2 protein-coding genes are annotated in these 4005 nt (G+C 65.6%); both read right to left on the reverse strand.

The genetic code is table 11. The annotated features are described in order from the left end of the window. Nucleotides 1–120: 120 nt before the first annotated feature. The gene (locus QMX83_RS20610; RefSeq protein ID WP_282298490.1) at nucleotides 121–2937 is read right to left on the reverse strand and encodes a TonB-dependent receptor; all 2817 of its coding nucleotides are present in this window, start codon (nucleotides 2935–2937) and stop codon (nucleotides 121–123) included. 224 nt (nucleotides 2938–3161) lie between these two features. Next, nucleotides 3162–3824 carry an energy transducer TonB gene (locus QMX83_RS20615; RefSeq protein ID WP_282298491.1) on the reverse strand — a complete coding sequence of 221 codons (663 nt, stop codon included), beginning with the start codon at nucleotides 3822–3824 and terminating at the stop codon, nucleotides 3162–3164. Between the last annotated feature and the right edge of the window lie 181 nt (nucleotides 3825–4005).

Below are 4005 nucleotides of genomic sequence, written 5' to 3' on the forward strand. Positions count from 1 at the left end.
TTGTGGTCGCGGCAAGACGGGGACCCGAAGAGGTTCGACGGGCGTGGCGGGATGTAACTGACAGCGACACAGAAACGCCCGGGCCTTGGCCCGGGCGTTTCGTGTTTCACACCTGTAGGATCAGTTGAAGGTGTACTTCGCACCCACCGTGAAGTAGCGGCCGATCGCACCGCTGAAGTGCAGCGGGTTGTAGTTGACGCCGCCGTAGGTGGTCGGGTCGAGCGGCGCGATCCGGTCGAACACGTTCTGCACCGAGGCATTCAGTTCAAAGGCGTCGGTGATGTTCCAGCGACCGGACAGGTCGAAGGTGGTGAACGAGGAAATCTTCTCGACCGGCGTGCCGTCCCAGTAGAACGCCAGGTAGTCGCCACCGCGGCGGTCCTTGTTCTCCAGGCTGGAGACGTAGTTGACCACGCCGCTGACACTCCAGTTGTTCTGCTTCCAGGTGGTGCCGAAGTTGACCCGGTCTTCCGGCGTACCGATGCAGTTGGTGACGTCGCAGTTGCCGTGGGTGCCCACGTAATCCACGGTTTCACCACCCTCGGTGCGTTCGAACTTGAGCACGTGGCTCCACTGCAGATCCATCTCCAGCTGGCCCGGGCCGATGTCGAAGGTCTGGCGGATATCGGTATCGATACCGCGCACACGCGACGAGTTGGCGTTCACGTACGCGGTGTTGACCGCCAGGATGCTGCCGGTGCCCGGAACGCCGTTGATCAGGTCGATATCGCGCAGCACGTCGCCGTCGGCGATCGCCTGGGCGGTGCTGCCCTGGGCGATTTCATTGGTGCGCTTGATCTGCCAGGCATCCACCGTCAGCGAGGTCGACGAGGTCGGCTGCAGCACGAGGCCCACCGAGTAGCTCTTGGACTCTTCCGGCTTCAGGTCCGGGTTCGGGCTGGTGATGATCGCCACCGGGCGGGCACCACAGTTGGTGGTGGTCGGGTCTGCGGCGCAGCGCACCGGGTCGCGTGCGGTAGAGAATGCGGCCAGGCCGCCGTCGCCATTTTCCGCCGGATTCGGTGCGCGGAAGCCTTCGGCGTAGGTAGCGCGCAGTGCGATCCAGTCCACCGGCGTCCACTTCACACCCAGCTTCGGCGTGGCCTTGCCTTCACCGCTCTCGTACTTGTCGTAGCGAACGGCACCCGTGAGCTCGAGCTGCTCCAGCACCGGCGCGGACAGTTCCACGTAGCCGGCGTACACGTTCTGGGTACCGTCGTAGGCCGAGTAGCCCAGGCCGATGATGTCACCCTGGTCGGTGTAGGTCTGCGGGGTCAGGCTGTTGCTGGTCTTGCGCCATTCGGTACCCAGCGCCAGGCCCAGCGGGCCGCCCTGCAGGTCGGCCAGGCTGCGCGACACGGTGAAGTCGAACATGTCCAGGCTGGACTTGGCGCGTGCGCTGATGGTCGGCGAGATGTAGTCATACAGCGCCTGCGAGTTCAGCCCGGCATCGTCGCCGATGCGCCACACGCCGCCGGCACAGTTCGGGTCGCCCAAGGCGCACTGCACGGCGCTGTAACGCAGGAAGCCGGTGCGCACGTTGGTCAGGTCGGTGCCCGAATGCAGGTAGGCGGTGTCGTAGCTCCACTCACCCCAGTTGCCCTTCACGCCGACCAGGAAGCGGTTGAACTCGTTGGTGTTGTTGGTCACGCGCGGACCCACGTCCCACGCCGAATAACGCAGGCGCGATTCCTGGCCCGGGATCGGGTTGTCCGGATGGGTCGGGGAGAGCACCACTGCGCCATCGCCACTGCTGGCATTGCGCGGGCCGCCCGGGTAACCCCAGCTGCCGGACACGCCCGACGGCGTGTTGCTGAAGGTGGTTTCCTTCTTCGAGTAGCCGATCTCGGTGTAGATCTCGCCGCCCTCGCCGAAGGCGAAGCTGGCGCGGCCGAACACGTTGACGTATTCCTCTTTCGGGCTCAGGTCGCGATACAGCTGCGCCGGATTCCACAGGCAGCCGTCTTCGGCGATGGAGGCGTCGGTCTGGCCCGGAATGGTGGTCAGGCCCTGGCAGCCCGGCAGGGGCACCAGGAAGGCCGGGTTGTCGTCGGTCACGTTGCGGTCGTCGAACACCGAACCGTTCGGGCCGGCACCGCCGCTGGTGCCGCCATTGAGGTAGGCACCGCCGATGAACTGCGAGTCCTGTGCGGAAATACCCCAGCGACGCAGGTCGCCGGTGCCGATCCACTTGCGGTTCTTGCGGTCGCTGATCTTGATCGCGTCGGTCTTGCCGACGTCCAGGCTCATGAACGCATTCCAGCCATCTTCAACCAGGTTGCCGGTGCCGATGGTCAGGGTGGCCTTCTTGGCATCACCGTCGCCGTCCTCGGACATGCCGTAGGAGCCACGCAGGATGCCGCCTTCAAAGTCGCTGCGCAGGATGATGTTGACCACACCGGCGATGGCGTCCGAACCATAGATGGCCGACGCGCCGTCCTTGAGCACTTCCACGCGCTCCACGGCATCCAGCGGAATGGTGCTCAGATCGGTGAACACCTTCTGGCCATCGTCGGCCAGGCCATAGGTCGCCATGCGGCGGCCGTTCAACAGAACCAGGGTGGACCCGGCACCCAGGCCGCGCAGCGAGATGCCCGCGCCGCCGCCGGCGAAGCCGTTGCCGAAGGTCTTGGGAATGGAGCCTGCGCCGTCGGCGGTCAGCGTCTGCAGGTATTCGGCCACGGTGGTCTTGCCGGTGCGGTCGATTTCCTGGCGCGTCACAACCTGGACGGGCGAGGGGGTTTCGGTATTGGTACGGGGGATGTTGGAGCCGGTAACGGTGATGCGGTCAAGATTGGTGGCCTGATCCTGGGCCATGGCCGTCGAGGAGGCCAGGGCACCGCTCAGAAGGAGCAGGCCGCTGGTAAGTGCGACGGATACGGAGTGAGCCAAGTTGTTGCGGCGGCCGAGGGTGGGCCGTTGGATCGGGTGTTTCACAGCTTCTCTCCTGACTGGGAAAACCATCGAAGTCGGTGGATCGCACTGAGGAACCAGTGTCGACCGCGCAAATCTATGTTTCCCGCAGGTGACGCCGCTGTGAAAAATTGCTTAATTGGTAACGCTTTCGGACGCCGGTCACAAAGCCGGGACGCGCTGCAAACGCGTCCCGGGACAGTCGTACCTGTTTGTGTCTCAGTTAGTCGCTGATGACGCGTTCAACCTCAGTCCGGCAGCGAGAAAGACACCGGCACCAAACCCTCTGCGGCAACGGTCTGGCCGTTCACCTGGGCCGGTACAAAGCGCCAATGACGCAGGATCTGCTGCCGCGCGGCGGCGTCCAGCGCCCGTGATCCACTGCTGCGCTCGATGCTCACGCTGGAGGCCTTGCCGTCTGCCTCCACCCGTACCCGCAACACGACGGTGCCTTGTTCATTGGCGCGGATCGCGGCGATCGGATAGGTCGGCGGCGGTGCCGTGCGGTACTGCAGCTGCACGCCGCTGGACATGGCCGGTGCCGGGTCGGCCGGAGCCAGGGTCGGCGTCTGCACGTCACTGGCCGGCAGCGCAGGTACCGCCAGCGTATCGTCGGCGGTGGCCGTCGGCGGCGGCAGCGGTGCCACCCGCTGCACCGGGGTGGACGTGACCGGCGTGATTGGCTTGGGCTCCTGCTTCTGGATCACGACCGGCGGAGGCGTCGGGGGCACCGGCTGCGCCTCAAAGAAGTTCACCGGCGTGCGTTCGCGCGGCAGCGGGGCGGCCACGTAGGTGGCCGGAATCAACAACAGCAGAAAGGCCAGCGCGTGGACGGCGATGGCCGTGCTCCAGCCGAGCACGCGTGAAGCTTCGATCTGCAGGGGTACAACGCGGGGATGGGTCCGGACCATGCTCGACTCTCCTTGCCAGGTGTGCGGGAACATCAACGTTGCGGCGCGGCGCGGGGCCGCGCAATGACAGGAATACTGGAGTGGCGCGCCCGCCGGAAGACAGGGGTGGCTGACACGTTTGGCTGCCAGTCATGGTTCCCGGTAGCGCCGGCCGTTGGCCGGCCCACGCATTGCCGAGGGC

Source organism: Stenotrophomonas sp. PS02289 (assembly GCF_029960115.1).
In the GTDB taxonomy this organism is placed as follows: Bacteria; Pseudomonadota; Gammaproteobacteria; order Xanthomonadales; family Xanthomonadaceae; genus Stenotrophomonas.

Bases quoted from the DNA above. Each gene is read 5' to 3' on its own strand.
- QMX83_RS20615 (WP_282298491.1), bottom strand. From the start codon at position 3,824: ATGGTCCGGACCCATCCCCGCGTTGTACCCCTGCAGATCGAAGCTTCA.